Raw genomic sequence first — 26,278 nt, forward strand, 5'->3', positions numbered from 1 at the left:
GGGTGTGCGCGGCGCGTCGCGGCGGCGACAGCGTGAAGGTAAGCCTCAGCGCACACCCCGAGCAAGACCGACCCGGCGTGGTCCGTCACATCACGGGCCCCGCGGCTGTCATACAGGAGAGCACCGGGTTCACAACCGACCGAGGGGGGACGTTATGGAACATCCGGGACGTTCCCGCGCGCGCTCGGCCGGCGCCGGCGACCTCGCCCACGAGAGCGTGGGTGGCGTGAGCCCACCGCCGGGGCCCCACGCCACCCACCCCCCACCCCGGTCCGGCTGACCGGGCCCAAGGACCGAGTGGCGCGGCACCTTCCCCCGGGGTGCCGTGCCACTCTTCTCATCCGAGGGACCGGCGGGCGATCTCCCGCAGCCGCGCGGAGAAGACCTCACCGGCGTCGTCGGAGATCGAGGCGAGGGCGACCATGCCCGTCACGATCACATCGCACAGCTCCTCGCAGACGTCGTCGATGGTGTGGGTCTTGCCCTTCCGCGGATTGGACCCCAGCAGCCCGTGCACGGCCGCGGCCACCTCCCCGTACTCCTCCCCGACCTTCAGAATCCGCAACAACCGCCCGGTCCTGCCCTGCACGGGACTCTCCTCGTCCAGCCACGCACACAACCGCTCGATCGTCGCCCAGCTCTCATCCATGGCAGCCCTCGATGTGGAGTCCGACAGATCCGCGGACGGCGGCAGGGAGATCGACCCGCCAACCTCCTTCACGAGCCGCCTCCGCAGACATCGACGTCCGCCCACACCCGCTTACCCCACGGCACCGGCTCGGCCCCCCACGGGGGCAGAGAACCCCGCCACCGCGGCCAGCCCCCGCCCCGACTCGTCGTCCCCGCCCGCCTCGACGACCCTCGGCAGGGCCCGGGACCGGTCGACGACGGCCACCCGCACGCGCCGCGGCCCGACCCGGGACACCTTGACGTGCACGACCTCCAGCCGCGCGTGCCGCACCGCGTTGGTCACCAACTCGCTCACGACGAGACACACGTCCGCGGCCCCGGCGTCCAGCGCCCACGCCCGCAGCGAGGCGGAGACAAGCCGGCGCGCCCTGGCCACGGAAGCCTCGGTGCGCGGCAGGGTCACGCTGTAGGCCGGCAGGTCCCGGGCGGACGACTCGGTCACCCTGGTCACATGCGTTTCGTGCATGAGGCACAAGCTAGAAGTGCGTTACGTGACCGGACAGGGACGCTCTGTGCCATTCCCCGGCCCGGGTGGGACGCGGTGTCCTACCCGTCCACGCCCAGCCGGGCGGCCAGTTCGGTGACGGGGGATGTGCGGCGGGGTTCGCGGGTGCGGATGTCGGCTACCAACTGGCGGGTCGTGCCGTGGTAACGCATCCACTCAGGGGCGTCCCGTTCGGCGGCCAGCAGGGCGTCGGTGGCACGGGCGTCCTGGGCGAGGTTCGCGTAGGCGAGCGCGCGGTCGACGTGGAAGCGGGCACGCCAGGTGGGGGGCAGGGTGCGTACGCCCGGGATCGTGCGGGCGGCGGTGACGGCCTCGTGGCTCTTGTCCATCTCCACCAGGAAGTTGACCTTCGCCACACCCGCGTTCGCCGGCCCGAAGGGGGTGGCGTAGTCGAGCCGGTCCTCGCCGATGCGCGCGGCGGCGGCCGAGGCCAGGCGCAGCAGGTCCTCCACCCGGTCGTACCTGGCCTCGCCCTGCCGGGCGCAGGCCGTCGCCGCGCGGAGCAGCAGGATCCCCCACAGCGACAGCTCGACCGGCCGCGACCGGAACCCCGGGTCGATCGCGTCGGCCTGGGCCAGCGCGACGTGTTCGGCGTCCTCCAGGCGGCCCTGCCGGGTGAGGATCCAGGCCAGCGTCGAGGCGCCGATGGCTTCCAGGTACGGGTCGTCGGAGCGGCGGGCCGCGTCCGTCGCCCGTTCCATCGCGGTGAACGCGGCGTCCTCCTTGCCCAGCGCGGCGAGCGTGGTCGCCGCGACCTGGTACGCCTCGGCGAGCACCGCGCAGGCCGCCGACCTCGCGGTGCCGCGCTGCACGTCCACCGCGGCGCGGGCGTCGCGGATCAACTGCGGGAGCAGCGCGCCGATCTCGCCGATGTGGCCGTCCCGGCGGATGCGTTCGGTGGCGCGCAGCGCCGCCCGCAGTGCGCTCACCGTCGGCGGGTCCTCGGGGTCCGGCCCCTCGCCGAGCAGGTCCGACACGGGGGCCACGGCCTGCCGTAAGGCAAGGACCGAGGGGGCGTCGCCTTCGGCGTGCGCCTCGAAGGTGGTGGGCTGGCCGACGAGCGCGGAGGTCTCGACGTCGAGCGCGCGCGCCAGGTTGTTGAGCGTGGACAGGCGGGCGGAGTGGCGCCGGTTCTGCTCCAGTTTCCGTACGGTGTCGACCGAGACGCCCGCGCGCTCCGCGAGCCCCTCCTGCGTCAACTCCCGCCGCACCCGCAGCCGCCCGACCCGGTCACCGATGGTCTCGCCGTACCCCATGGACACCTCCGCGCCGCGGATTCCCCTCCCCACGCTACCCGCTCGCATCCGACGCCTGGAGGAACAACGCATGACCGCACCCTCGATCGAGATTCGCGCCGCCGCCGGTCTCGCCACCGTCCGCAGTGACCTGCTCGACGTCCACGCCGCCGTCCGCGCCCCGCTCCTCCATCTGCCACCGGCACCGCCCGGCGCATCCACGACGCGCTGCTGGCCACCCGGAGCGAGCCGTACGTCACCCTCATGGTGAACCCGGCGGCCGGCGACGGAAAGGTGCACGCCCTCCACTCGTCGTGGGGCTACGAGGACATCGGCCGGAGCCAGCCCTCCGCGGCGTCGCCGCTCCTGGCCGTGATGGTCCGGGCGAGAGTGCGCTGATACGGAGGGTGGTGCACGTCACGCGGGTGAAGTGTCACGGATCGGGGATCGGCGGCATCTTCATGGCGATCGGGGTCGCATCCGCGCAGGTCCCGTACGGGAAAGGAGTCCGGTCGTGGAGGAGCGTGCGGTACGGGGGAAGGTGGCTCTGGTCACCGGGGGGAACAAGGGGATCGGGCGGGCCGTCGCCGAGGTGCTGGCCGCCGAAGGGGCCACCGTCGTCGTCGGGGCGCGGGATTCGCGCCGGGGTGAGGAGGCCGCGGCGGCGATCCGGGGTGGGGCGGGGGAGGCGCGGGCAGTGGTGCTGGACGTGACCGATCCGGGTTCCGTGCAGGCCGCCGCCGGGTGGATCGAGGAGCGGTTCGGCCGGCTCGACGTGCTCGTCAACAACGCCGGCATCAGCGGGTCCGGCCAGGCCGCGCCGCAGGACGCGCTCGACCGGGTGCCCAGCGCCGTCGACCTGGAGCGGGTCCGCGCCGTGTTCGACACCAACGTCTTCGGGGTGATCACTGTGACCAACGCGATGCTCCCGCTGCTGCGGCGGTCCGGGGCCGCGCGGATCGTCAACCTCTCCAGCCACGCCGCGTCGCTCGCGCTGAACGCCGAGGTCGGCGGGTGGCTGGCGGAGCTGCCGTCCGTCGCGTACTCGCCGTCCAAGACCGCGCTCAACGCGCTGACCGTGCAGTACGCGAACGAGTTGCGCGAGGAGAGCATCCTCGTCAACGCCGCCGCCCCCGGATACGTCGACACGGACAGCAACGGGCACAGCGGCTTCCTCACCCCGGCCCAGGGCGCGGACGTGGTGGTGCGCCTGGCGACCCTCGGCGACGACGGCCCGACCGGCGGGTTCTTCAGCGCGGACGGGCCGCTTCCCTGGTAGTCGGGGTAGCCCGCGGGCTCCGGCCGGGCCTCAGTAGACGATGCTGAGCGACGAGAGGTCCGTCTCCAGTTCGGTGGCCGTGACCTCGCCGTCCTCCACCGTGAAGCGGAAGGCCACCTGGGGGCGGCCGTTCTGGACCCACACCAGGCCCGCGGCGCCGTCGATGAGCGCGGGGATCGGGGTCCAGGTGCGTACCGTGCAGACCCGGGTGACCGACTCCGTGCCGCGGACCTCCGTGGTGCCGATGACGGCGTCGCCGCCGCGGTGTTCCGCGGGGGCGGCGGGCGGGGCGGCTTCGCCGGCGGGGCCGGAGGAGGCGGGCGGGGTGTCCGTCGGGGGGCGGCGGTCGGGGTGGTTGGGGTCCAGGGCCGTCAGCATGGCCCGGAAGTCGCCCCCGCGGGACGCCGCGAGGAACGCGCCCGCGATGTCCGCGCCGGTCGTCGCCCCGGCGTCCGTGCCGGAGCCGAACGGGCCGCCCCTGTCGTAGCCGGTGCCGCCGTATCCGGCCGCCGCGCCGGGACGGCGGGCGCTGCCCGCCAGTTCGCGGTTCGCCAGCGCCGCCAGCGCCGCGATCTCCTCGAACGGCGCCGCGAACATGTCCTGGAGCACGTACGCCAGCCGCTCGGGCGGCAGCAGCGTCTCGCACACGACCAGCAGCGTCACGCGTACGGACCGGGGGAGGTCCGCCGGCGCTCCGCTCACTCCGGGCGTCTCCACGACCGGCCCCGACCGGAGCACATGCAGCGTGACCTGCGCGACGGTCGTGCGCAGGCAGGACTCAAGTCCGTCCGCCGCCACGCCCTCGGGACCCTCGGCACCGGCGGCACCCGGCGCGCGGCGGTCCAGCGTCGTCCACTCCTCCCGGCCCGCCTCCTCGGCGGGACCGAGCAGCCGGTACGCCAGCGGGCGCAGGCCCGGGCGGTCGGTCTCCAAACGTGCGGCCAGCCAGTCGTGTTCGTCCACCGGTCGAGTCCTCTCGGCAACACCTTCGTCCTGATGACAGTCGAGAGCGGGCCGATGTGACCGCCGAGGCGAAATGCCGGAAAATCGGGCGTACGGGCCGGAATGCGCGATTCCGGCCCGTACGCCCGCCACGGGGAGCGCAGTCAGCCGCCCGTGCCCCACCAGTCCCGCGCCACGTACGCCGGCCGCCACTCGTCGCGGTACGCCGCACGCACCGGCTCCGGCAGGATCGCCAGCGTCGCCGCCAGGGTCTCGTCGTCCGCGCCCTCCAGCATCCACGCCGTCAGCACCGGCCCGTCGGCCCCGCCCTTGGCCGCGTGCACGCCGCCGAAGTGCAGCAACTGCGCCGGGGTCAGCGTCCGTTCGATCAGCGGCAGCGTGACGTCCTCCTCGTGCGTGAGGTGCGCGTTGAGCTGCACGGCCAGCTCGTCCGCCAGCCCCGCCAGCCGCTCCGGGCCCGTCTCGCGGTCGGCCAGGGCGGCGTCGACCGCGTCGAGGAGCGGGTCGATCCGGGCGTGTTCGTCCTCCATGGCGTCGACGACGGCAAGGTCGTCGGGACGGTTCTCCAGGGCCTCGCGGAGCGGTGGCCACAGGGCCTCGTCCTCCGCGGTGTGGTGGATGTGCAGGACCTTTTTGAAGAGTTCCCAGCCCGCCGCGGCCGCGAGGATGCGCCGCGGCTCGTCGTCGGTGCGTACGGTCGCCTTCGCGACGTGCTCCAGGTCGCGGCGGAGCGCGTGGTGCATCGCGTACATCAGCGTGAAGTCGATGGTGTCGCTCATGGTCAGTTCTCCCTTGCTCACCCCTAATGACGGGACAGCCCCGCGGAGTGTGAGGCGGCGCGGAGAGGTCGGCCGGAAAGGGGTGCTGGCTGCACCGCGGGGCGGGGTGCTAGGCCCATGTCCCCCCGGGCGGCGGGTCCCTAGCGTCGAAAGCCCCCTTTGACCCGGCGCAAGGAGAGCACCTATGTCCGCATCCACCCGCCGCGGCCTGCTGCGCGCAGGTGCCGCCGCGGCCGTGGCGGCACCGGCCGCCGCGTACGCCGCACCCCAGGCGCTCGCCGCACCACGAGCCGCCGCAGAAGGCACGGCCGGCACGGAGGCCGGAACCGCCTTCGGCCCCCTGACCGTTCGCCCCGACGACCCCCGCTACGCCTCCCTCCGGCTCCGCGGCTACAACCACCGCCACGCCTGTCACCCCTCCCGGATCCGCCTCGTCGGCAGCACCGCCGACGTCGTCCGCGCCGTGGCCGACGCGTCGAGGACCGGGGGCCGCATCGCCGTGCGCAGCGGCGGGCACTGCTTCGAGGACTTCGTCGACCGCCCCGACACCGACGTGATCATCGACATGAGCGGGATGCGCGACGTCGGCTACGACCCCGGGCGCCGCGCCTTCGCCGTCGAGGCCGGCGCCACCCTCGCCGAGGCATACCGGCGGCTCTTCCTCGGCTGGGGCGTCACCGTCCCCGGCGGCACCTGCACCGGCGTGGGCGCCGGGGGGCACGTCGCGGGCGGCGGGTACGGCGCGCTCTGCCGGCTGTACGGGCTGACCGTGGACCACCTGTACGCCGTCGAGGTCGTCGTGGCCGACAGGTCCGGCCGGGCGCGCAGCGTCGTCGCCACCCGGGATCCTTCGGACCCGCACCGCGACCTGTGGTGGGCGCACACCGGGGGCGGGGGCGGCAGCTTCGGCGTCGTCACCCGCTACTGGTTCCGCTCCCCGGACGCCGCCCCCGGCGCCGCGCCCGGGGACCTGCTGCCGCGCCCGCCCGCCACCGTCCTCACCTACTCCCTGACCTGGCGCTGGGCCGACCTGGACGAGGCCGTGTTCGGCACCCTCATGCGCAACTACGCCCGCTGGGGCGAGCGCAACTCCGCCCCCGGCTCCCCCGCCGCCGCGCTCTACGGCGAGTTCGCCATGGCCACCTCGCCGGGCGGGACCCTCGGCATCGCCGGCCAGGTCGCCGCGGGCGGCACCGCCGCGCGCCGGCTGCTGGACGACCTCCAGGGCGCGCTGACCCGCGGCCGGGGCGTACCGCGGCCCGAGCGGGAGGCCGAGACGCTGCCGTGGCTCTCCGCGACGCTGGCGCACAGCGGCGCCGACGCCGTCCCCTTCGCCAGCCGCATGAAGATCAAGTCGGGCTACCGCCGCCGCGGCTTCTCCGCCGCCCAGCTCACCACCCTCTACCGGGGCCTCACCGACCCCGCGTACGACAACCCCTTCGGCAGCGTCTTCATCAACACCTACGGCGGGCAGGTCAACGCCGTCTCCCCCGGCGCGACCGCGATGCCGCACCGCGACTCCGTCTTCCTCGTCGGCTTCCTCACCGGCTGGACGGGCGAGGGCGAGGACGAACGGCAACTGAGGTGGCTGCGCGAGCTGTACGGCAGGCTCTACGCGCGCTCGGGCGGCGTACCGGCGGGCCCGGACGACAGCGGGACGTTCATCAACTACCCGGACAACGACCTGGCCGACCCCGCCCACAACACGTCCGGCACGCCCTGGCACACGCTGTACTTCGGCGAGGACGGCTACGCGCGGCTTCAGCGCGCCAAGGAGCGCTGGGACCCGCGGAACGTCTTCCACCACGGGCTGTCCGTACGGCCACTGACATGATCGGCGCATGAAGGTACTCGTGATCGGTGCGACCGGAACGGTCGGCAGTGCTGTCGTCAGCGTGCTGGAGGAGGCTTCCCACGACGTCGTGAAGGCGTCGCGCAGCGGTCCCGTGCGGGTGGATCTGGAGGATCCCGCCACGCTGGACGGGCTCTTCGACGCCGTGCCGGACCTCGGCGCGCTGGTGTGCTGCGCGGCCGGCGGGCCGCTGGTGGACCTGGGTTCCGTGACCGACGACGAGTTCGCCGCGGGGGTACGGGGCAAGCTCCTCGGCCAGGTCGCCCTCGCCCGGCGGGCGATGAGCCGGCTCCCGGACGGCGGCTCCGTCACGCTGACCGGCGGCACGTTCGCCGCGCCGCTGGCAGGCGGGTCGCTGGGGGCGCTGGTCAACGCCGGTCTCGAGGGCTTCGTACGCAACGCGGCCGCCGAGATGCCGCGGAACCTGCGGATCAACCTCGTCAGCCCGGGGTGGATCACGGAGACGCTGGAGAGCCTGGGCATGGACCCGGCCGGCGGCACGCCCGCCGCGGAGGTGGCGCGTGCGTACGCGGAGGCGGTGGCGGGCACCGCACAGGGGCTGACCATCCGGCCGTGACAGGGGGCGGCCGGACGGCGGCCCGGGAGCCGGGGCCCGGCGCTCGGGGCTCGGGGTTCAGCGCTCGGGGTTCGGGGTTCGGGGCTCGGGGCTCGGGGCTCGGGGCTCGGGGCTCGGGGCTCGGGGCTCGTACGATCGTTTTCATGCTGACGCCGCCGACTTCCGTGACCGACCAGGACGTTCTGCGGGCGGTGGCCGGGCACTGGCTGCCGGAGGCGGACGAAGTGGCGCACCTGCCCTGGGGCTTCGGGGCGTACCACTGGCGGGTGGCAGGCGGCGGCACGGTGTTCTTCGCGACGCTGGACGCCCTGGCGCCGCGGCACTCGGCGGCGTCGCTGGAGGCGGCGTACGCGGGGGCGGCGGCCCTGGCGGCGGCCGGGCTGGAGACCGTGTGCGCGCCGCTGCCGGCGAAGTCCGGGCTGGGGGCCGGGGCGTTCACGGTGCCGTACGGGGACGGGGCGTTGAGCGTCACGCCGTGGGTCGAGGGCCGTACGCCGACGCAGGCGGAAGCGGCCGCGCCGGCGCACGCGGCGGAGGTCGTACGCGCCCTGCGCACCCTGCACGCCACCGCCGGCCGAGCGCCGGCGCTGCCCGTCTGGGCGCCGCGGGTCGGCCCCGGGTTCGCGGCCGGCCTCCGGGCCCGTACCGCGGAGCCCTGGACGTCGGGGCCGCTCGCCGAGGAGGCCCGCGCGGCCCTCGCCGCCCACGGCGACGCCATCGCCCGCTGGACGGACCGCTATCTGCACCTCGCCGGGACCGCCCGCGCCCGCCGCGCCTCCTGGGTCCCCACCCACGGCGAACCGCACCACGCCAACCAGCTCCTCACCCCCGCGGGCCTGCGCTTCGTCGACTGGGAGTCGCTGGCCCTGGCCCCGCGCGAGCGCGACTACGCCGACGTACCGCCCGCCCTGCGGGACGCGCTCGACCCGGACCCGGCGATGCTGGAGCTGTTCGCGCTGGACTGGCGGCTGTCCGAACTCGACGAGTACGTCCGCTGGTTCTCCGCACCGCACACGGGCACGGCGGACGACCACACGGCGCTGGCCGATCTGTACGGGGAACTCGCGGGATGAGTCCCCGGCCGTACCCGGGATACTGCGGGGAAAGCCCCCCGCCCCCCTGAGGCGGAGCGGGGGACCGCTGGGCGACGGGCAGTTGATGACCATGATGCGCGCCACCGGGACGGCCATGACGTCGGCGTCGGAGATCGTGTACGTACAGGGCTGGATCCCCGCGGCGGTCGTCCTCGCCTTCGTCTTCGCCTACGTCGCGTACACGGACGGCGGCTGGAACGTCGCCGCCGGAGTGGCCGTCCTCGTGGTGACGGGCCTGTTCGCGTTCCTCGTGTGGAGGTCGCTGACGGACTATCCGCTGACGTACAGGCACGGCGACCGCCCGACCCTGGACGTGCAGGGGACGGGCCTGTACCAGGTCTGGGACCTGGCGCCCGGGGCGAGTGCGAGCACCGTGCTGGAGGCCGGAGGCGGCTCCGGCGCCGAGACGCTCGCCGGCACCGTGAGCGTCGGTCACGGCTGCGAGGAGGCGCGCGTCCGCTGGCGCATCAGCGCCGGCGACCCGGCGGACGAGGCGTCCGCCGGCATCTCCCGGGCCGACGCGCCGCTGGCGGCGGGGACGTTCGGCGAAGGCGAGCGGCGCGGGCTCGGCGACGTGCCGCTGCGGCCGGAGCCGCCGGCCGCGGTGCTGCTCACCGCGGTGCGCCTGGACGACGCGACCTGTGACACGACGCTGACCTGGGAGAACCCCGGGTTCGAGGGCCCGGGGCACGGCGAGTTCCGCTTCGTCTTCCCGATGCCCAGCGAGTGACACGGGGGCGGGCGCACGAACGGCGGGCACGCCGGGGGAGGCGGGCCCGCCGTCCCGGGGGACGGGGTGCGGGTCAGCAGCTCAGGCGGTCGCCCGGGGTGACGCCGAGGATCTGGGTGAAGCGCTGGTAGTTGTTGATGCGGCTCTGGACCTGCGCGGGGTTGCCCCCGTTGCACTCCAGGGCCCCGTTGATCGAGCGGATGGACTCACCGAAGCCGGCGCCGGTGGTCATCGCCGTGTGCCCGGACATGGTGCCGGGGCCGCTCTGCGTCATCCAGTACCACAGGCCGGTCTGCCAGGCCACGGCCGGTTCCCGCTCCACCCGCCAGGGGTTGGTGAGCAGGTCGAGGCCGAGCGCGTCGCCGGCGGCCTTGTAGTTGAAGTTCCAACTGAGCTGGATGGGTCCGCGGCCGTAGTACGCGGCCTGGCCCGCGGGACAGCCGTAGGGCTGCGTCGCGTCGCAGTAGTGGGGGTAGTTGGCCTGGTTCTGCTCGACGATGTGGACGAGGCCGCCGGTCTCGTGGCTGACGTTGGCGAGGAAGGCAGCGGCTTCGCGGGCCTTGGTGGTGTTGTCGCCGGTGTTGGCGAAGGCGGGGTAGGACCGCATGGCCGTGGTGAGGCCCGCGTACGTGTAGAAGGGGTTCCGGTTCGGGAACATCTGGTTGAACTGGGCCTCGGTCACGAAGCCCCCGGGCCCGGGCCCGGGGTCGCTGCCCCCGCAGGTGCCCTGGTCGGCCCAGACGCCCCACTGCCCGGTGGTGCCGGGGGTCTCGCCCTGGGTCCACCACTTGGCCTGCCAGTTGTGGCCGTTGTGGGAGACGACGTTGCCCTGGGTGTAGACGGAGCCGCTGTTCCACGCGGCCGCGCAGGCGGCGGCGCTGGCGGTGGTGGCGGTGGCGAGGGGGACGAGCACGGCGATGAAGGCCACCGCGGCGAAGGCGGCGACGAGGCCCCTGATCCGTCTGCCGAGTCTGCGGTGCAGGTGTACGTGCACGTGTTTGGCTGACACGTCATCACATCCTGTCAGTGGGGGTGTACGTGGCATGGTGGAGCAAAGCTCATTGGTCTGGACCTGTCAAGGTCTAGACCAACAAATACCCCGAGGATCAGCACGCCGGTCTACACCCCCTCACCAGCAAGGGCTTTCTATGGCGGCGACACGCGGCAACTTCCGGCCCGCTCGGCACCGTTGACCGCCGCTCTGAGCAGCCGTACCTTCCTTCCGTTTGGTTTCTCAGCCGGTCGGACAGCCCCATCGACCGCCGTTCGACGGCGGGCCGCCGGGCGTGCCCGACCGCCGAGCCGGGAGGTACGCACGTGCCCGTAGAAGCCACCCCGCCACCGGATCACGGCCATGACGCCGCCCGGGGCCCCAGCAGACGCAGCCTCGGCCGTGCGGCCGTGGCCGTCGCCGCCACCCCCGTCCTCGCCGGTACGTGGCAGGCGCTCACCGCCTCCGCCGCCGCCGCGGCCGACGGGGCGGCGGACGGCGCGCAGGGCCGGGCCTGGACCGGCACCTGGGCCTGCGCCGAGACGAAGGTGCCCGCGGCCGACGGCACCGCCTTCGCCGACCAGACCCTGCGCCAGGTCGTCCACACCAGCGCCGGCGGCCGTGCGCTCCGCATCCGCCTCACCAACCGGTACGGCACCGAGCCGCTGGTCGTCGGCGAGGTCCGCGTCGGGCACTCGGTCCCCGGCGACGGCACCGCCGTCGTCCCCGGCACCGACCGCGCGGTGCGCTTCGGCGGCCGTACGTCGGTGACGCTGGCGCCCGGCACCCGGCGGTGGAGCGACCCGGTGTCGCTGGACGTACCGACCGCCGCGGACCTCGCCGTCAGCGTCTACCTGCCGCGGCCGACACCGGCCGACACGGTGCACAGGTCGGCGTTCCAGCGGAACTACGTCGCCGCCGGGAACGTCGCCGCCAAACCGGCCGTCGACGCCCAGCGCACCGTCACGAGCTGGTACTTCCTCGCCGGCATCGCCGTCACCGGCGCCGCCCCCGGTACCGGCGCGGGCGCCGGCACCGGCTCCCGCCAGGCGATAGTCGCCTTCGGCGACTCCATCACCGACGGCTCCGCCACCACCGTCGGCGCCAACCGCCGCTGGCCCGACGTGCTCGCCCGCCGCCTCCGCGACGAGGCCGGCCGCACCGGCACCGGCGTCCTCAACGCCGGCATCGGCGGCAACCGCCTGCTCCGCGACCCCAACCCGCCGCCCGGGTCCAACGCGGAGAACTACGCCCCGTACTTCGGCGAGGCCGGCATCCGCCGCTTCGCGACCGACGTACTGGACCAGCCGGCCGCCCGGCACGTCGTCGTGCTCCTCGGCATCAACGACCTCGGCCACCCGGGCCGCGACGCCCCCCGCGACGAGGAGGTCACCGCCGCCGACCTCATCAACGGCCACCGCAGCCTCATCCGCCAGGCCCACGCCCGCGGGCTGCGCATCCACGGCGCGACGGTGCTGCCGGTGGAGGGCGACGACCTCGGCTTCTACACCCCGGAGCGCGAAGAGGTCCGGCAGACGGTGAACGACTGGATCCGCACCGCGGGCGAATACGACGGCACCGTCGACTTCGACGCGGCCACCCGCGACCCGGCCCAGCCGCGGCGGCTGCTCGCGGCGTACGACAGCGGCGACGGGCTGCACCCGAACGACGCGGGGATGGCGGCGATGGCGGCGGCGGTCCCGCTGGACCTGTTCACCTGAGCGGCACCCGGCGCGCATCTCCGCCGGGCGCATGAGGGCCGGCCGGCGTCACCGCCGGCCGGCCCTCGTTCCGTACGTACTCGCGGATCAGTCCCGCTGGGCGTTCTCCGGGAGCTTGCGGAGCTGCATCGTGCTCGCGGTGCGCGTGCCGAAGCCGTAGTCCAGGAGCTTGGCCGCGTCCTTGTAGCGGTCGCTGGCGTTGAGGACCACGCCGATGTACGTCTTGCCGTCGCGCTTGGCGGTGAAGACGAGGCACGGGCCCGCCGGCGTGGTGGTGCCGGTCTTCATGCCGTTGGCGCCGCTGTACGAGCCGAGGAGCTGGTTGGTGTTGTACCAGGTGTAGGTGCGGCGGTTGCCGTTGCTCGCGGTGGCGTAGCGCACGGCCTTCGTCTTGGAGATGATCTCGCGGAACTTGCCGGAGTAGCCGTACGCGCTCTTCGCCAGCTTCGCCATGTCGCGCGGCGTCGAGTAGTTGTTCCCGGTGGACGAGACGCCGTCGAACGAGTCGAAGTGGGTGTTCGTCATCCCGAGGAAGTCGGCCTTGCTGTTCATCTTCTTGATGAATGACTTCACCCGCGCCGACGTCGTGCTGCCCGAGCCGTAGGTGTCGGCCAGCGCGTACGCGGCGTCGCAGCCGGACGGGAGCATCATCGCGTACAGCAGGGTGCCGACGGAGACCTTGTCGCCGGTCTTCAGATCGGCGGTGCTGGCGCCCCTGTTGACGACGTAGTCGCGGTACGCCTGCTTGATGGTGACCTTTTTGTCGAGGTTCAGGTTCGGCTGGCTGAAGACCACGCGCGCGGTCATGATCTTCGTGGTGCTGGCGATCTGCCGCTTGGTGTCGGACCCCTTGCCGAACACCTTCGCGCCCGTCGACCCGTCCATCAGGAACGCGCCCTTGGCGGAGACCGTGGGCGCGGCGGCGGCCTCGGCCGCGCTCGCCGGGGCCGCCATCGGCGCCACGGCCAGCAGGGCCCCCGCGGTCACGACCCCGGCCGTCACCTTGCGGAACCGGGTGCCCGTGCGGCGCGGGCGGACGCTGTGTTCTGTTGTTGTCAAGGCAGTTGCTCCGATGCTTCGAATGTCGTTGAGCGGCACGCTTGCGCGCTGCGCGCGGCGCCGGCGTGAAGGTCACGGCGGGCGCGGCGGCTGCGCCGCTCTTCTCCTGACTCACGAGGGGGCCCGATGGATGTACGACGATAGGCGTGATTTTCGCGCGCCGGGAAGGGGCGTACGGATACTCCCGTGGCGCCGGCGGGGGTGCACGGGCCGGGCGTACGGCGCGGTACGCACGGCGTGTGCGCGGAGGGTTGACATGTACGCGGAGTCCGCGCTTTCTTACTGACAAGTCAGTAACTTCAGTTGGCAGAGTCGCCCACCGAGGAGTTGCCCGCATGCATGGCCGTACCCTCCGGCGTGCCTTCGGCACGCTCGCCGGCACCACCGCCGCGGCGGTAGCCGCCGCCGTCGCCCTCCCGCTCACCGCCGCCTCCGCGGCCGAGCGGCCGCCGTTCTACGAACCGCCCGCCACGCTCCCCGCGGCCGACGGCGACGTCATCCGCGCCGAACCGTCCGTCTACTACCTCGACCCGCTCAAGGTGCTCAAGGTCGACGCGAACGTCCTGCGCGTCATGTACCGCTCCACCGACGGCCACGGCGCGCCCGTCGCCGTCACCGGCACGGTCATCACCCCCAGGTCCGCCTGGACCGGGCCCGGCGAGCGCCCCGTCATCGGGTACGCCGCGGGCACCCAGGGCCTCGGCGACCAGTGCGCGCCCTCGCGCCAGTTGGCCAACGGCACCGAGTACGAGGGCCTGTTCGTCAAGGGCCTCCTCGCCCGCGGCTACGGCGTCGCCATGACCGACTACGAGGGGCTCGGCACCCCCGGCCTGCACACGTACATGAACCGCGCCGTCCAGGGCCAGGCCGTCCTCGACTCCGTCCGCGCCGCGCAGCGCCTGCCCGCCGCCGGCCTCCCCGACGACGGCCCCGTCGCCGTCTACGGCTACTCCCAGGGCGGCGGCGCGGCCGCCTCCGCCGCCGAACTCGCCCGCTCCTACGCCCCGGATCTCGACGTCAGGGGCGTCGCGGCGGGCGCGGTACCCGCGGACCTGGCCGCGGTCGGGCGCAACCTCGACGGCTCGCTCTACGCCGCGTTCCTCGGCTTCGCCGTCGCCGGACTCGCCGAGGGCTCGGACCTCGACCTCGGCCCGTACCTCAACGACCGCGGCCGGCAGGTCATGGCCGAGGCGGCGGAGACGTGCACGGCCGAGGCCGTGCTGCGCTATCCCTTCCTCCAGTCGAAGACGCTGACCGCCGACGGCCGGCCGATCACCGACTACATGGACGCCTCGCCGTGGCGCGAGGTGGTGGAGGAGCAGCGGATCGGCGTGCGGAAGCCGGAGGTTCCGGTCTTCGTCTCGCACAGCATGCTGGACGACGTGATCCCGTACGGGGTCGGGAAGAAACTGGTCGCCGACTGGTGCGCGAAGGGCGCGACCGTGGACTTCTCGACGAACGTCGCGCCGACGCACGTGGGCGGCGCGGTGGCGTCGTACCCGGCGGCGTACGGCTGGCTCGAAGGCCGCCTGGCCGGCAAGCCGGCGCCGGACGACTGCTGAGCCGCCGAGGCACCCGGGCCCCGGGCGGTACGGCCCGGGACCGTCGTGGGGCGCCCGCAACGGGCGTCCCACGACGCGGCCGACGGCGCCGGCCCTGACGAGGTCAGGGCTTGCGCGCCACACCGCCGTACGCGGCGACCTCCGGCCGCTCCTCCGCGGCCGGCTCGGGATGCCAGTCGGCGATCTTGCCGAACCCCGGCTCGACGAACTCCAGGCCCTCGAAGCACGCGCTGATCTCGGCCTGGGTCCGCGGGTAGTACGGATCCGGGCTGCCCTTGGCGTACTCCTCGCACAGCGCCACGTACGACTTGCTGTCGACGGTGCCGTCCCACAGGACCAGGTGGCTGCCGCTCGGCACCGCGCCCGTCACCGTCCGCACGATGCGCTGCATGTCGGCGTAGCTGCGGGCGTGGCCGAGGACGCCCATGAACATCACGGCGACCGGCTCGCCGAAGTCCAGCGTCTGCCGGGCCTCTTCGACGATCCGCTCCGGGTCGTGGAAGTCGCAGTCGATGTACGCGACCGTGCCCTCCGCGCTCACCGGCTGGAGCAGCGCCGCCGCGTGCCGCAGCACCGACGGGTCGTTGTCGACGTACACGACCCGCGACTCCGGCGCGATCTTCTGGGCGACCTCGTGGGTGTTCTCGGACGCCGGCAGCCCCGTGCCGACGTCGAGGAACTGCCGCACCCCCGCCTCCCGCGCCAGGTGGGCGACGGCGCGGATCAGGAAGCCGCGCGACGCCTTGGCCATCGTGCCGATGTCCGGGTCGATCGCCAGGCCCTGCTCGCCGACCGCCTTGTCGACCGGATAGTTGTCCTTGCCGCCCATCCAGAAGTTCCAGATCCGCGGCGACGACGGCACGCTGGAATCGATCACCGGGGGTTTCGAGGGCTGCGACACGGCCAACTCCTTCTGCTCCGACAGGCGGCACACCGGGGCACGTCCGCCCCGGGCGCCGCCGCGGAGACGCCGTGGGCCCCGCGACCGGGCCCCGGAGGGGCCCCTTCGCCCACGAACCCTACCGGCCAACTTACGGACAGTGACCATAAGTTGAGCGAACTCGCCCGCTCAGGACCCCGGTTGTTCCGGGGGCGCTTGCGCGCGTACGGAACGAGAGGTTCCGCGCAGCAGCGTGGCACCGGCGAGCTGGAACGCGGCGAGAGCGGCGAGGAGCTGGGCCGGCGGGAGCGCGGCGGCCGCGGCAGCGGTGAGCGCGGCACCGGCGGAGGCGGCGGTGGTCTTGAGCCCGGCGCCGAGGGTGAAGACCTGGGTCCGCACGGCGGGCGGCGCGTGGTCGGCGCGGATCCGCAGGGTGGCGGCGAGCAGCGGCCCGTCGCAGAGCCCGGCGAGCCCGAAGAGCGCCACGCACAGCGGGTACGGGCCGGACGCGGCGGCGCCGAGGAGCGCCACCCCCGTACCGACGAGGCACACGACGGCGAGCCGCACGTCTGACACCCCCGGCCCGCGCCGCGCGGCGGCCAGCGCCCCGACGAGCGCCCCGGCGGCCAGCACGGTGAGCAGCACGCCGCCACCGCCGGGGTAGCCGCGCTGGTCGGCGAGCAGCACGGCGGCGGGGGCGAGGCCGCCGACACCGACGAAGGCGAGGGAGGTGGCGGCGGTGATCCCCCGCAGGGCGGGTATCTCCCACAGCACCCGCAGCCCGGCTTGCAGTTCACGCCAGAGCGAGGAACGGCCCCGGGGCGCGCGGCGGGCGGAGGGGCGGCGGGCGGAGGCGCCGCGAGCGGCGATGCGCCTCCGCAGCGGCCAACCACCGCGCACCGCCGGGCGGCCACCGGTGGACTCGGACTCCCCGCCGCAAGGCGACGGAGAGCCGCCCGGCACGACCGGCGAAGCCGGGTCGCCCCCGGCGCCGCGCCCACGCCGACGCCGGAGGCCGTCGCCCGCCTCCCCTGTCTCCCCGACGTCCGCGCCCGCGCCCGCCGCTGCCGAAGTCCCGTCATTCGGAGCGGCCTTGGGCGCCTCCACGGCCGGTCGCGGCGCCCGGAGGGTCGTGGCGAGGCCCGCGGCGCCCGCCGCCGACACGGCCAGGGTCGCCATCGCCGGGCCCGGGCCCCACACGCCCGCCGTCGCCGTCACCGCGGCGGGGGCGGCGATGCCCGCCGCGTTGTACGTGGCCGCGTCCAGGGCGTACGCGCGGGCGCGGGCGGCGGTGCCGGGGACCAGCCCCGCGAGCAGGCTCGACAGACCGCCGGTGACCATCGGGCCGCAGCAGCCGCCGAGCGCCGCCACCGCCAGCACCACCGGCACGGGGGCGCGGCCGAGCGTGAGGGCGACACCCGCGATCGCGGCGGCGAAGACGCCGAGCGCGGCAACGTGGAACGCCGCACCCGCACCGCGCGCCCGCGCGGCGAGCGCCCCGGTCAGCGGGGCGGCGACGGCGTGCGGCGCCATCCACGCCGCGAGCACCGCGGCACCCTGCGCGGCGCTGCCGGTCCGGTGGAGGGCGAGCAACGTGACGGAGACGGCCATCCCGTCATCGGCGAGCCGGGCACAGGTGGCAATGGCCAGATACCCCCGCACGCCCGGCCCCATCGCCCCGTCTCCCCTGCCTCGCCGTCCGGCCCCGCCATCCGTCGCCGCAGGCCCCGTCCGCGTAGAGCAGTGACCTGCGCATGGAGCGGTGCTCTCGCACGAGATCGCCGCTCACGCTAGAGAGCACTGATCTCGCCCGAGAGCGGCGATCTCGACACGGAGCACCGCCCCAGAGCACCGCTCGTGCCGCAGAGCACCGCTCTTCGTAACGGCTTATTGCATCAAGACGTTACACTACCGTCGACCCGCCGGTCCGCCCAGTCCGCCCCAGCCCAGGAGCTCCCGATGCCCCCGCCGCCCCCACCCCCCGGCCACGGCTTCCGCCCCGCGCAGCGGCTCCTCGACCTCGCCAACGCCGTCCGCCGCGACCCCCGCATCCCCCGCGCCGACCTCGCCCGGCTCCTCGCCGCCCACGGCGAGACCCCCGCCGACCTCGCGCCCGGCGCCTTCTCCGACGCCGACGCCGACGCCCTGCGCGGTGCCGCCCGGCGCATGACCGCCGTGCTCACCGAGCCCGACCCCGACCGCGCCGCCGCCGCGCTCAACGACGTGTTCGCGGAGTGCGGCGCCCGGCCGAGGCTCTCCCGGCACGGCGACCACCCCTGGCACCTGCACGTCGACCGCGGCGACGACGCCGGCTGGGCCGACTGGTTCCTCGCCTCCGGCGCCCTCGCGCTGGCGCAGATCCTCACCGAGTACGGACAGCCGGCCTGGGGCGAGTGCGCCGCCCCCGACTGCACCGTCCTCTACCTCGGCATCGGCCCCGGCAGCGCCCGCCGCTACTGCTCCCCGGCCTGCGCCTCCCGTACGCGCGTCGCCGCCCACCGCCGCCGCCGCGCGGCACAGGCGGCACAGGCAGAGCAGGCGGAGCAGGCGGAGCGAGCCGACGCCTGACCCGCCGCGGGCCACCCCCACCCCCCTTCGTACCGTTTGCGCGCTTCCTCCGCTCTTGTTTCAGTGAGGTGAGGCCCAGGCTCCACCCCACCCACCGCCGCGGAGACTCACCTATGTCCCTCTCCCCCCTCGGCTCCTACGGCTCCTCCGACCCGTTCTCCGAGCTGCTCAACCGGTTCTTCGGCATGTCCCCCGCCACCTCGCCCCCCGCCGTCCAGCGCGTGCCCATCGGGCGTCTCCTCACCGACTCCGCGCGCGAGCTGATCGGCCGCGCCCAGCGCCGCGCCGAGGAGGACGGCAGCGTCGACCTCGACACCGAGCACCTGCTCTGGGCCTGCACCCAGGTGGACCCCGCGCGCTCCGTCCTCGCCCACGCCGGGGCCGACCCCGACGAACTGGCCCGGGCCGTCGCCGGGGCACTGCCGGGGGAGGGGAGCGCCGCGTCGTCGGAGCCGGAGCTGACGCCCGCCGCGAAGCGGGTGCTCCGCGGCGCGGTGGCCCGTTCGCAGGCCAACGGCACGTCGTACATCGGCCCCGAGCACATCCTCGGCGCCCTCCTCGACGACCCGGACGCCGGCGCCGCCCGGCTGCTCGGCGCGTACGGCACGGACACCTACCGGCTCCGTACCGGCGCGGAAGCCGCCACCGCCCACCACGCCGCGGGCCCCGCCACGGCCGCGGGCCGCCCGGGCGCCCAGGGCGGTGCCCAGCCGCAGAGCGAGACCCCGACGCTCGACGAGTACGGCCGCGACATGACCGCCGAGGCGCGCGCCGGCCGGCTCGACCCCGTCGTGGGCCGCGCCGAGGAGATCGAGCAGACCGTCGAGATCCTCTCCCGCCGCACCAAGAACAACCCGGTCCTCATCGGCGAGCCCGGCGTCGGCAAGACCGCCATCGTCGAGGGCCTGGCGCAGCGCATCGAGTCCGGCGACGTGCCGCAGACACTCGCCGGCAAGCGCGTCGTCGGCCTGGACCTGGCCGGTCTGGTCGCGGGCTCGAAGTACCGCGGCGAGTTCGAGGAGCGGCTGAAGAAGGTCATCGAGGAGGTGAAGAACACCGAGAGCAGCACGATCCTCTTCATCGACGAGCTGCACACCGTCGTCGGCGCGGGATCCGGCGGCGAGGGCGCCATGGACGCGGGCAACATGCTCAAGCCCGCGCTCGCGCGGGGCGAGCTGCACGTCGTCGGCGCGACGACGATCGACGAGTACCGCAAGCACGTCGAGAAGGACGCCGCGCTGGAGCGCCGCTTCCAGCCGGTGCTGGTGCCGGAGCCGACCGTCGCGGAGACCGTGCAGATCCTCGAAGGGCTGCGGGACTCGTACGAGGCACACCACCAGGTCCGCTTCGCCGACGAGGCCCTGGCCGCCGCCGCCGAGCTGTCCGACCGCTACGTCTCCGACCGCTTCCTGCCGGACAAGGCCATCGACCTGGTCGACCAGGCGGGCGCCCGCGTCCGGCTGCGCTCGATGGGCCGCAGCACCGAGGCCGTCGACCGCGAGGACCGGCTGGCGAAGCTGCGCCGGGAGAAGGACGAGGCGGTAGCGGCGGAGAAGTACGAGAAGGCGTCGCGGATCAAGGAGCGGATCGCCGAGACGGAGGCGGAACTGGCGGGCGTCGAGGAGCGGCGCGAGGGCGTGATGGAGGTGACCGCGGACGACATCGCCGGGGTGCTGTCGCGCTCGACCGGCATCCCCGTCGCGCAGTTGACGGAGAGCGAGAAGGACAAGCTGCTGAAGCTGGAGGACGCGCTGCACGACCGGGTCGTCGGGCAGGACGAGGCGGTGGTGGCGGTCTCCGAGGCGGTACGCCGCGGGCGGGCCGGCATGAGCGACCCGGACCGGCCGACGGGCTCGTTCCTCTTCCTCGGCCCGACCGGCGTGGGCAAGACCGAGCTGGCGAAGGCGCTGGCGGACCTGCTCTTCGGCGACGAGAACCGGATGATCCGCTTCGATATGAGCGAGTTCCAGGAGCGGCACACGGTCTCGCGGCTGCTGGGCGCCCCGCCCGGCTACGTCGGCTACGAGGAGGCCGGGCAGTTGACGGAGCAGGTGCGCAGGCGCCCGTACAGCGTGCTGCTCTTCGACGAGATCGAGAAGGCGCACCCGGACATCTTCTCCGCGCTGCTCCAGGTGCTGGAGGACGGGCGGCTGACGGACGCGCAGGGGCGGACGGTCGACTTCCGCAACACCGTCGTCATCATGACGTCGAACGTCGGCGCCCAGCGGATCCTGGCGCACAAGGGCCGGGTGGACGAGATCCGCGACGACCTGATGGAGGACCTGCGGGCGCAGTTCCTGCCCGAGTTCCTCAACCGCATCGACGAGGTCATCATCTTCCACGGCCTGACGGCCGAGGACCTGTCCTCCGTGGTGGACCTGCTGCTGGACCGCAGCCGGCGGCGCCTGCGCGCGCAGGAGGTCGAGCTGAAGGTGACGGAGGCGGCGAAGGAGCGCCTCGTCGCGCTCGGGCACCAGCCGGAGTTCGGCGCCCGGCCGCTGCGCCGCACGCTCCAGCGGGAGCTGGACAACCGGATCGCGAACCTGCTGCTCGACGGCTCGGTACGGCCCGGGGACACGGTGCTGGCGGACCTGGACGGGGACAGCGGCGAGCTGGTGTGCACGCTCGTACGGCCGGAGGACTCGAGGACGGAGGAGGCCGAGGTGGAACGCGAGGGAGAGGGCCCGGCGGCGCTGCGGGACGCGGCGTAGGCGGGTCGCGGCGGCGCGGCGCGGGGCGTCCGTGTCGTACGCACCGGGCGCCCACCCGGCTCCGTACGCCCGCGCGCCCCGGCCGCGTCACGCCGGTGTCGTACGCCCCAGGCGCAGCAGGAACTCCGCGTTGCCGCCGCTCTCCTTCATCCGCTCCAGCAGCAGCTCCATGCTCTGCACGGCGTCGCGGTCGCCGAGCACCCGGCGGAGCCGGTGCAGCAGGGCGACCTCGCCGGGGGCGGCGAGGAGTTCCTCGCGCCGGGTGCCGGAGGCGTGGACGTCGACGGCGGGGAAGATGCGCCGCTCGGCGAGGGCGCGGCTGAGGCGCAGCTCCATGTTGCCGGTGCTCTTCAGCTCCTCGAAGTAGTAGTCGTCCGCGCGGGAGCCGGTCTCGACCAGCGCGGAGGCGAGGATCGTCAGGGAGCCGCCGCCCTCGATGTTGCGGGCGGCGCCGAAGAGCTTCTTGGGGATCAGCAGCGCGGAGGCGTCCACGCCGCCGCTGAGGGTGCGGCCGCCGGCGCCGGCGCTGTTGTTGGCGGCGCGGCACAGCCGGGTCAGCGAGTCCAGCAGGATCACGACGTCCTGCCCGCCCTCGACCATCCGCTTGGCGCGCTCGATGGCCATGTCGGCGACGGCGACGTGCTCGCGGGCGGGGCGGTCGAACGTGGAGGAGATCACCTCGGCGCGTACGGAGCGCTGCATGTCGGTGACCTCCTCGGGGCGTTCGTCGAGGAGTACGACCATCAGGTGGCACTCGGGGTGGTTGACGGCGATGGCGTCGGCGAGGTGCTGGAGCAGGATCGTCTTGCCGGTCTTGGGCGGGGCGACGATCAGCCCGCGCTGCCCCTTGCCGACGGGGGCGAGGAGGTCGACGACGCGGTTGGTGAGCCGGCCCGCGGGGGTCTCCAGGCGGAGCCGCTCGGTGGGGTGGAGCGGGACGAGGTCGCCGAAGCGGGGGCGGCGGGCGGCGGCCTCGGGGTCGAGGCCGGCGACGCGGTCGACGCGGGCGAGGGCGGGGACCTTCGCCCGCCGGTCGGCGGCGGCCCCGCGGTCGCGGTCGCGGCGCTTGCCGGACCCGGAGCCGGAGGCCGTTCCCGTCCCCGAGCCGGACTTGGGTGCCTGGCCGCCGGCCGGCAGGACGCCGCCTTCCACGAGGTCGCCCTTGCGGAGGCCGAAGCGGCGGACGAGGTTCGTCGGCACCTGCACGTCGTCGTCGCCCGGCTGGAGGCTGCCGACGCGCAGGAAGCCGTGGTTGCCCACGGGCTCGAACACCCCGGCGACCGCGGCGAGTTCTGAGGTGGCCCGGACGGCGCCGGCCGCCGGGGTTTCTGCTGTGGTGGGTGTCGTAGTAGTCATGCACGGTCCTTTCACGGACGGTGTCGCGGTTCCAAAGGGTGTGGGATGTGCGGCAGAGGCGCGGCTTGGGCACGCGCGGCCACGTAGAGAGATGAATCGACCTCGCTCGGCGTCAGTCAGCGACTCGACGGAGAACCGGAGCGCGGTGGTGAAGAAGCACGGGCGCCGACTGCGGGCGCGACTCGGTGCTGATGTCAGAGTAACATCCCCCGCCCTCCGGCCATTCCCTTTCGCCGCAACGGCCCGCTGAACAGGGCCTTAGCGCCACATCCCGGTGAAAAGGGCTGCCCCGGTGTCAGAGGGGCGTGTCACAGTGCTAGGGACATGACTGCTGCACTCATCGGACGAGACCATCCCGCGGGCGTGCTGCGCGCCGAGGCCGACCGGGCCGCGGACAGCCACGGGGGCCTCGTGCTGGTCACGGGCGAGCCGGGCATCGGCAAGACGTCGCTGGTCACCGCCGCCGTGGCGGAGGCGAGACGGCGGGGGACGCTGGTGCTCGGCGGCTCCTGCTGGGCGTCGGACAGCGCCCCGGGTTACTGGCCCTGGGTCCAGGTCGTACGGGCGCTGCGGCGCGGCGTGCCGGGGGCCGAGTGGGCGGCGGCCCGCGAGGCGGCGGGCAGCGGGCTCGACGTGCTGCTGGGCGAGGACCCGGCCGCGGGCGCGCGGCACGAGCACGGCGGAGCGCACGAGCACGGCGGGACGGCCGGGCGCGTACGGGACGACCAGGGCCCGCACCACGACAGGGACCGCGACGGGGCACCCGGCGCCACCCAGCACGGCACCGAACCCGCCGTCGTCACCGGCCCCCCGGCAGGGCCCGGCACCGACCCGGCCGCCGCCGGGACGTACGCCGACAGCTTCCACCTCGCCGACGCCGTGACCACCGCCCTGGTCGCCGTCTCGCACACCCGTCCCGTCATCGTCGTCCTCGACGACCTGCACTGGGCGGACCCGGCCTCCCTGCGCCTGCTGGAGTTCGCGGCGCAGCACACCTGGTTCGAGCGGCTGCTGCTCATCGGCACGTACCGGGACGCCGAGGTCGACACCCCCGGCCACCCGCTGCGCGACCAGATCGCGCCGCTGGTCGCCAAGGCCACCACCCTCACGCTCACCGGCCTGGACCGCACCGGTACGGCCCGGCTCATGGCCCGTACCGCCGGCCGGGACCCGGACGCGGCGCTGGCCGCCGAGGTGCACCGGCGCACGGGCGGCAACCCCTTCTTCATCGAGCAGACCGCCCGCCTGTGGGCCGGCGGCGCCTCCGCGGACGCCGTGGCGCCCGGCGTGCGGGACGCGCTCCAGCGCCGGCTGCAACTGCTGCCGGCGCCGGTCGCCGAGCTGCTGGTCGCCGCCGCGGTGCTCGGCCGCGAGTTCCACCGCCAGGTGCTGGCCGCCGCGGTCGGCAGGCCGCCCGGGTACGTCGACCGGCTGCTGGAGACCGCGGTCGCCGCCCGGCTCGTCGTGGGCCGGGGCGCGGGCCTGTTCGCCTTCGGGCACGACCTGGTGCGCGAGACGCTGTACGAGGGCCTGGACCCCGCCGAGGCCCGCCGCCGGCACGCCGCGGTCGTCCGCGCCCTGGACTCCTCGCCCGCGCTGAGCGAGAAGGTCTTCCCCGCCGACCGCGCCCGGCACGCCTGGGAAGCGGGCGACGAGCTGCCCGCCGAGCAGGCCGTGGGGCTGCTGCGGGACGCCGGGCAGGACGCCGGCAGCCGGCTGGCGTTCGAGGAGGTCGTCTCGCACCTGCGGCGGGCGTACGAGCGGTCCGCCGCCGCGTCGCCGCGCTGCCGGGTGCTCACGGCCCTCGACCTGGGCGGCGCGTTGCTGCACGCGGGCAAGACGACCGACGCCTGGCCGCTCTTCGAGGGCGCCGTGCGCACCGCGCGCGAGCAGGACGACCCCGAGATGCTGGCCCGCGTCGCCCTCGGTGTCTTCAGCGCCGAGGGCTACTGCGCGACGGTCCCCCAGGACCAGGCCGAGGCCAACCGCCTGCTGCTGCGCGAGGCCCACCGCACGCTGGCCCGCAGCTCCCACCCCGAGTCGGCGGGGCCGGACGAGGGCGAGCTGACGGCCGGCCAGATGGCGGCGGAGCTGAGTATCACCCTGTCCGTCAGCGCCCGCCGCGGCCAGGACGACGAGGAGCTGGGCTTCGGCCTGTGGACCAGGCACAACGCGATCTGGGGCCTGGGCACGGCCGCCGAGCGGCTGGCGCTGACGGAGGAGCTGATCACGCTCGCCGAGCGGGCCGGCAACCCCGCGGGGCGGCACATGGCGGTCGCGATGCGCTGGGTGGCGCTGCTGGAGCTGGGCGACCCGCGCTTCGCGCACACGTACCGCGGCTACGTCGAGGCCGCCGAGCGGAGCGAGGTGCCCAGCATCCGCCACACCCTGGTGATCGACCAGAGCCTGGTGGAGGCGCTGCGCGGCGACTTCGACGCCGCCGAGCGGCACATCGCGCAGGTCGTGGAGATGGGCCGGGACAACGAGCACGAGCACTGGATCGAGCTGCTCGACCACCACTGGTGGACGATCCGGATGCTCCAGGGCCGGTACGCGGAGGCGGCCGAGGCGGCGGGCAGGCTCACCGCCGCCGGGCACGGCTTCCCGGCCGGGCTGCAGGCGCTCGCGGAGCTGCGCCGCGGCGATCCGGAGCCCGCGCTGCGGCTGGTCGCCGAGGGCCCGCCGACGGACGAGCAGCAGAACCGCGGCTTCTTCCCGCTCTGGCTGCGGCTCCAGGCGGAGACGGCGGCCGCGACCCGGGATCCGGAGCTGGCCGCGTCGGTGCGGGACGCGCTGTCGCCGTACCGCGGGCAGTGGCTCGTCGCGGTCTACGGCTGGGACATGAGCGGGCCCGTCGACTACTGGCTGGCGCTGGTCGACGCGGCGGAGGGCCGCTGGGCCCCGGCCGCGGCCGGCTTCCGCGCGGCCCGCCGCTCGGCGGACCTGATGCAGGCCCGCCCGTGGTCGGTGCTGGCCCGGCACGGCCTGGCGGGGGCGCTACGGGAGCAGGGCGACCCGGCGGCGGAGCAACTGGCGCGGGAGACGGCGGCGGAAGCGGCCCGCCTCGGCATGCGGCTGGAGCCGGACCGGCCCAGGGCCCCGGCCCAGGAGCCGCCCCCGCCCCCGGAGCCGCCGCCGGCCGCGGAGTTCCGCTACGACGGCAGGGTGTGGACCCTGACTTACGCGGGCCGGACCGTGCACCTCCCCGACGCCAAGGGCCTGCGCGACCTGCACAGCCTCCTCGCCGCTCCCGGCACCGACGTCCCCGCCGTCCGCCTCCTCAACCCGGAGGGCGGCGAGGAACTGGTCGCCGCCCACCGCCTGGGCGGCGACCCGGTGCTGGACGCCGAGGCCAAGTCCCGCTACCGGCGCCGCCTGGAGCTCCTGGACGAGGAGATCGACCACGCCACGGCCACCGGCGACGACACCCGCGCCGCGACGTACGACCGCGAACGCGCGGCGCTCCTCGACGAACTCCGCGCCGCGGCCGGCCTCGCCGGCCGCCCCCGCCGCCTGGGCGACGAGGCGGAACGCGCCCGCAAGGCGGTGGGCGCCCGCATCCGCGACGCCCTCCGCAAGATCGCCAAGGGCCACCCGGCCCTGGCCGAGCACCTCAAGCAGACGATCTCCACCGGCACCACCTGCACCTACCATCCCCCGAACCCGGCCCCCACCTGGCGCCTGTGACCGGTCGTTCCACAATTGCGCGACAGTTGTTTGACACCG

At 74.6% G+C, this 26,278-nt stretch carries 20 protein-coding genes and 1 pseudogene; 11 read left to right on the forward strand and 10 right to left on the reverse strand.

What is annotated here, in order from left to right; all coding sequences use genetic code 11:
- Positions 1–337: 337 nt before the first annotated feature.
- The 3 genes from ACFYVJ_RS08895 to ACFYVJ_RS08905 all read right to left on the reverse strand — a co-directional run bounded on the left by ACFYVJ_RS08895 (position 338) and on the right by ACFYVJ_RS08905 (position 2,451).
- The gene (locus tag ACFYVJ_RS08895; RefSeq protein ID WP_388887958.1) at positions 338–649 is read right to left on the reverse strand and encodes a MazG-like family protein; all 312 of its coding nucleotides are present in this window, start codon (positions 647–649) and stop codon (positions 338–340) included.
- Positions 650–760: 111 nt separating this feature from the next.
- Positions 761–1,156, reverse strand: coding sequence for an ATP-binding protein (locus ACFYVJ_RS08900; protein WP_388887959.1), 396 nt, complete (start codon positions 1,154–1,156; stop codon positions 761–763).
- Positions 1,157–1,236: 80 nt separating this feature from the next.
- Complete coding sequence (locus tag ACFYVJ_RS08905) at positions 1,237–2,451, reverse strand: helix-turn-helix domain-containing protein (RefSeq protein ID WP_388887961.1); 1,215 nt, start codon at positions 2,449–2,451, stop codon at positions 1,237–1,239.
- Between the two features lie 70 nt (positions 2,452–2,521).
- On the opposite strand from ACFYVJ_RS08905, the pseudogene ACFYVJ_RS08910 reads away from it, so the two are divergent.
- A pseudogene (locus ACFYVJ_RS08910) lies at positions 2,522–2,829 on the forward strand (hypothetical protein).
- A gap of 115 nt (positions 2,830–2,944) precedes the next feature.
- Positions 2,945–3,709, forward strand: a complete 765-nt coding sequence (locus ACFYVJ_RS08915; protein ID WP_388887963.1) for an SDR family oxidoreductase — start codon at positions 2,945–2,947, stop codon at positions 3,707–3,709.
- Between the two features lie 30 nt (positions 3,710–3,739).
- Here the strand turns inward: ACFYVJ_RS08915 and ACFYVJ_RS08920 are convergent, their stop codons facing one another.
- Positions 3,740–4,672 carry a hypothetical protein gene (locus tag ACFYVJ_RS08920; RefSeq protein ID WP_388887965.1) on the reverse strand — a complete coding sequence of 311 codons (933 nt, stop codon included), beginning with the start codon at positions 4,670–4,672 and terminating at the stop codon, positions 3,740–3,742.
- Positions 4,673–4,815: 143 nt separating this feature from the next.
- Positions 4,816–5,451 carry a hemerythrin domain-containing protein gene (locus ACFYVJ_RS08925; protein ID WP_388887967.1) on the reverse strand — a complete coding sequence of 212 codons (636 nt, stop codon included), beginning with the start codon at positions 5,449–5,451 and terminating at the stop codon, positions 4,816–4,818.
- Between the two features lie 184 nt (positions 5,452–5,635).
- Here ACFYVJ_RS08925 and ACFYVJ_RS08930 point away from each other — a divergent pair, with 184 nt between their 5' ends.
- The 4 genes from ACFYVJ_RS08930 to ACFYVJ_RS08945 all read left to right on the forward strand — a co-directional run bounded on the left by ACFYVJ_RS08930 (position 5,636) and on the right by ACFYVJ_RS08945 (position 9,704).
- Entirely contained in the window at positions 5,636–7,285 is a 1,650-nt protein-coding gene (locus ACFYVJ_RS08930; protein ID WP_388887968.1) for an FAD-binding oxidoreductase, read from the forward strand.
- 7 nt (positions 7,286–7,292) lie between these two features.
- On the forward strand, positions 7,293–7,880 hold the full coding sequence (locus ACFYVJ_RS08935; RefSeq protein ID WP_388887970.1) for a short chain dehydrogenase: 588 nt from the start codon (positions 7,293–7,295) through the stop codon (positions 7,878–7,880).
- 143 nt (positions 7,881–8,023) lie between these two features.
- Complete coding sequence (locus tag ACFYVJ_RS08940) at positions 8,024–8,953, forward strand: phosphotransferase family protein (RefSeq protein WP_388887972.1); 930 nt, start codon at positions 8,024–8,026, stop codon at positions 8,951–8,953.
- An 85-nt stretch (positions 8,954–9,038) separates the two neighbouring features.
- Positions 9,039–9,704 (forward strand): hypothetical protein, encoded by a 666-nt coding sequence (locus ACFYVJ_RS08945; protein ID WP_388887973.1) that lies wholly within the window; start codon positions 9,039–9,041, stop codon positions 9,702–9,704.
- A gap of 73 nt (positions 9,705–9,777) precedes the next feature.
- On the opposite strand, the gene ACFYVJ_RS08950 is transcribed toward ACFYVJ_RS08945, so the two are convergent.
- Positions 9,778–10,698: a glycoside hydrolase family 19 protein gene (locus ACFYVJ_RS08950; RefSeq protein WP_326800302.1), complete on the reverse strand. Its 921-nt coding sequence runs from the start codon at positions 10,696–10,698 to the stop codon at positions 9,778–9,780.
- Positions 10,699–11,021: 323 nt separating this feature from the next.
- Between ACFYVJ_RS08950 and ACFYVJ_RS08955 the strand changes: the two genes are divergently transcribed.
- On the forward strand, positions 11,022–12,416 hold the full coding sequence (locus ACFYVJ_RS08955) for an SGNH/GDSL hydrolase family protein (protein WP_388887974.1): 1,395 nt from the start codon (positions 11,022–11,024) through the stop codon (positions 12,414–12,416).
- A gap of 87 nt (positions 12,417–12,503) precedes the next feature.
- Here ACFYVJ_RS08955 and ACFYVJ_RS08960 read toward each other — a convergent pair whose 3' ends face one another.
- Positions 12,504–13,370, reverse strand: coding sequence for a D-alanyl-D-alanine carboxypeptidase family protein (locus ACFYVJ_RS08960; RefSeq protein WP_388888554.1), 867 nt, complete (start codon positions 13,368–13,370; stop codon positions 12,504–12,506).
- A 440-nt stretch (positions 13,371–13,810) separates the two neighbouring features.
- On the opposite strand from ACFYVJ_RS08960, the gene ACFYVJ_RS08965 reads away from it, so the two are divergent.
- A complete protein-coding gene (locus ACFYVJ_RS08965) occupies positions 13,811–15,037 on the forward strand; it encodes a lipase family protein (RefSeq protein ID WP_388887976.1) in 1,227 nt (408 codons plus the stop codon).
- A 103-nt stretch (positions 15,038–15,140) separates the two neighbouring features.
- On the opposite strand, the gene ACFYVJ_RS08970 is transcribed toward ACFYVJ_RS08965, so the two are convergent.
- Positions 15,141–15,944: an SAM-dependent methyltransferase gene (locus ACFYVJ_RS08970; RefSeq protein ID WP_388888557.1), complete on the reverse strand. Its 804-nt coding sequence runs from the start codon at positions 15,942–15,944 to the stop codon at positions 15,141–15,143.
- Positions 15,945–16,106: 162 nt separating this feature from the next.
- A complete protein-coding gene (locus ACFYVJ_RS08975) occupies positions 16,107–17,591 on the reverse strand; it encodes an MFS transporter (protein WP_388887979.1) in 1,485 nt (494 codons plus the stop codon).
- A gap of 285 nt (positions 17,592–17,876) precedes the next feature.
- Between ACFYVJ_RS08975 and ACFYVJ_RS08980 the strand changes: the two genes are divergently transcribed.
- Both ACFYVJ_RS08980 and ACFYVJ_RS08985 read left to right on the forward strand, forming a co-directional pair.
- Positions 17,877–18,485 carry a CGNR zinc finger domain-containing protein gene (locus ACFYVJ_RS08980; RefSeq protein WP_388887982.1) on the forward strand — a complete coding sequence of 203 codons (609 nt, stop codon included), beginning with the start codon at positions 17,877–17,879 and terminating at the stop codon, positions 18,483–18,485.
- Between the two features lie 113 nt (positions 18,486–18,598).
- A complete protein-coding gene (locus tag ACFYVJ_RS08985) occupies positions 18,599–21,196 on the forward strand; it encodes an ATP-dependent Clp protease ATP-binding subunit (RefSeq protein ID WP_388887984.1) in 2,598 nt (865 codons plus the stop codon).
- Between the two features lie 87 nt (positions 21,197–21,283).
- Here ACFYVJ_RS08985 and rho read toward each other — a convergent pair whose 3' ends face one another.
- Entirely contained in the window at positions 21,284–22,552 is a 1,269-nt protein-coding gene (gene rho, locus ACFYVJ_RS08990) for a transcription termination factor Rho (protein WP_388887987.1), read from the reverse strand.
- Positions 22,553–22,876: 324 nt separating this feature from the next.
- Between rho and ACFYVJ_RS08995 the strand changes: the two genes are divergently transcribed.
- Complete coding sequence (locus ACFYVJ_RS08995; protein ID WP_388887990.1) at positions 22,877–26,239, forward strand: ATP-binding protein; 3,363 nt, start codon at positions 22,877–22,879, stop codon at positions 26,237–26,239.
- Positions 26,240–26,278 lie beyond the last annotated feature (39 nt).

The sequence above is a fragment of the Streptomyces sp. NPDC004134 genome, assembly GCF_042874195.1.
Classification (GTDB): Bacteria; Actinomycetota; Actinomycetes; order Streptomycetales; family Streptomycetaceae; genus Streptomyces.